The following is a 2,749-nucleotide window of genomic DNA, read 5'->3' as shown; positions in this document are numbered from 1 at the left end:
GGCGGCTGGCTCGACCGCGCCGGCATGCGGCTGATGGACATCCTGTTCGCCTTCCCGATCATCCTGCTGGCGATCGGCATCGTCGCCATGCTGGGGCCGGGGGCCACGACCACGGCGCTGGCCATCGGCGTGGTCTACATCCCGGTCTTCGCCCGCCTCCTGCGCGGCCCGGCGCTGGTGGTGGCCGGCAGCCAGTATGTGCTGGGCGCCCGCGCCATCGGGGCGGGCGAGGGGCGGGTGCTGTGGCGCCACGTCCTGCCCAACCTGGCCAGCGTCATCCTGGTCCAGGCCAGCCTGTCGCTCTCCACCGCCATCCTGGTCGAGGCGTCGCTGTCCTTCCTCGGCCTCGGCACCCAGCCGCCGACGCCGTCACTAGGCCGCATGCTGGCCGAAGCGCGCGGCTACCTGCTGCTGTCGCCGTGGGACTCGATCTTCTCCGGCCTTGCCATCCTGTTGGCGTCTTTCGGCTTCAACCTGCTGGGCGACGGGCTGCGCGACGCGCTCGATCCCAGGCTTCGCGGCGGTGGATGATGGGTGAGGTGAGGACGATGGTGACGGTCCGGCCGCCGGTGGCGGCGGACCTGCCGGCCCTGGCCGAGGTGGCCTGGCGCAGCACCCGCGCCGCCTTCGAGCACATTCTTCCGGCCACGATCCTGGACCGCAAGCGGCCGGAGGACTTCGCCCGCCGCTTCGCCGCCCGGCTGCCCGACCTGCGCATCGCCGTGGATGCGGAGGGCACGCCACTCGGCTTCTCGCTGATGACCGGATCGCATCTCGACATGCTGTTCGTCGACCCGGCGGCGCAGGGCCGGTCGGCCGGCACCGCGCTGCTGACCGACGCCGTCGAGCGCGGCTGCCGGACGCTGGAGAGCTTCGCCCACAACCGGCTGGCGCGCGGCTTCTACGAATCCCGCGGCTTCCGCCTGTGCCGGGAGTATCGCCGGCTCTATGAGGGGCTCGACCTGCCCTTCGTGCTCTACGCCCTGGCCGAGGGGTGAAGGGCAGCATTGCCCGAAACGCATTGCCCGATCGCCGTTTTGCCGATAAGTCTTGCATCAGCCGCCTTCATAGCGGCCCCCGTGGTGATTTGAGCCGACCGGCTTGCGGCCACGTTAATCTCCGCTAAAAGGTCGGGTGCGCGCAGGTCCCGCACGCAGCCGCCTCCCGGTCGGGTCGAGGAGTCGGTGCAATGGATCGATACGAAGCCCCGCAGCTGAGCGAAGACGAATTCGGCCCCGAGACCGCGCTGATCCGCGGCGGCGTCCGACGAACGCCCTATGGCGAGACCTCCGAGGCGATCTTCCTGACCTCGGGCTTCGTCTATGACAGCGCCGAGGCGGCCGAAGCGCGCTTCACCGGCGACCAGCCGGGCTTCGTCTATTCCCGTTACGGCAACCCGACTTTGGAGGTGCTGGAGCAGCGCCTGGCCCTGCTGGAAGGGGCCGAGGGCTGTCACGTCACCGCCAGCGGCATGTCGGGCGTGTTCACCGCCCTGTTCTGCCATCTGCGCGGCGGCGACCATGTGGTGGCCAGCCGGGCGCTGTTCGGCTCCTGCTTCGTCATCCTCGGCACCATCCTGCCGCGCTACGGCATCACCACCACCTTCGTCGACGGCGGCGACCTGAAGGCCTGGGAGGCGGCGATGCGCCCGAACACCCGGGCGGTGTTCCTGGAGACTCCGGCCAATCCGACGCTGGATCTGGTCGACGTCGCCGCGGTGGCGAAGATCGCCCATGCCGCCGGTGCCAAGGTGTTCATCGACAACGTCTTCGCCACGCCGCTCGGCCAGAAGCCGCTCGAGCTCGGCGCCGATGTGGTGATCTATTCCGCCACCAAGCATATCGACGGCCAGGGCCGGGTGCTGGGCGGCGCGGTGCTGGCGGACAGGAAGTTCCTGACCGACGACTTCCTGCCCTATTACCGGCACACCGGCCCGGCGCTGTCGCCGTTCAACGCCTGGGTGCTGGTGAAGGGGCTGGAGACGCTGGGCCTGCGGGTCGAGCGCCAGGTCGCCAGCGCCCACCGCCTGGCGCAGCTGATCGAGGCGCATCCGGCCGCGAAGGCGGTGCGCTATCCCTGGCTGGAGAGCCACCCGCATCACGAACTGGCGAAGCGCCAGATGAAGAATGGCGGCACGCTGGTCTCGCTGGACCTGGGCAGCCGGGCGGCGGCCTTCGCCTTCCTCAACGCGCTGCAGCTGCTCGACATCTCGAACAATCTCGGCGACACCAAGTCGCTCGCCACCCACCCGACCACCACCACCCACCGGGCGATGGAGGCGGCGGACCGCGCCGCCATGGGCATCACCGAGGGGCTGGTGCGCCTGTCGATCGGCCTCGAGGGGATCGAGGATCTGGAGCGCGACCTGTCCCGCGCGCTGGACGCGGCGCAGCGGGTGGGGTGATCCGCACGAGCCGTTCGTAGGGTTCTTCACCATCTCGTCATCCCGGGCGCGGCGCAGCACGGAGTGTTGCGCCGCAGAACCGGGATCTCCTCGACGGCCAGAGATCCCGTGTCTGCGCAGGGGATGACGGTGCATTGAGCGAGGTGGCGGGGTGAGGCACGGCGCCGCGCCCCCCGATCCGCGCGACCGGATTCAGGGCCTGCCGCGTTGAAGCGGACGAAGGGGGATCCATTCCCTGGAGTTCGATCATGAGATGGAAGCTCGCCCTGGCGGCTGCGGCCGGGCTGGCGATGACGGCCCTGACGGCGGCGGCGGCCGACGCCGCGCCGGGTTACACGACCGCGT

General features: G+C 70.2%; 3 protein-coding genes and 1 riboswitch. All 3 genes read left to right on the top strand.

Translation table 11 applies throughout. From position 1 onward, the window contains the following. On the top strand, positions 1–531 hold a 531-nt coding region (locus tag P409_RS31180; protein WP_034847627.1), incomplete at its 5' end, for an ABC transporter permease. After that, positions 531–998 carry a GNAT family N-acetyltransferase gene (locus P409_RS36605; RefSeq protein ID WP_238578812.1) on the top strand — a complete coding sequence of 156 codons (468 nt, stop codon included), beginning with the start codon at positions 531–533 and terminating at the stop codon, positions 996–998. The genes P409_RS31180 and P409_RS36605, both read left to right, overlap by 1 nt. 71 nt (positions 999–1,069) lie before the next feature. Then, a riboswitch (SAM riboswitch) is annotated at positions 1,070–1,146 on the top strand. A gap of 43 nt (positions 1,147–1,189) precedes the next feature. Then, positions 1,190–2,404, top strand: a complete 1,215-nt coding sequence (metZ, locus tag P409_RS31170) for an O-succinylhomoserine sulfhydrylase (protein WP_152613646.1) — start codon at positions 1,190–1,192, stop codon at positions 2,402–2,404. Positions 2,405–2,749: the final 345 nt, after the last annotated feature.

It is taken from the genome of Inquilinus limosus MP06 (assembly GCF_000767795.1).
Taxonomy (GTDB): Bacteria; Pseudomonadota; Alphaproteobacteria; order DSM-16000; family Inquilinaceae; genus Inquilinus; species Inquilinus limosus_E.
The sequence above is the reverse complement of the archived record's forward strand: the minus strand, read 5'-3'. Positions and strand labels throughout refer to the sequence as shown.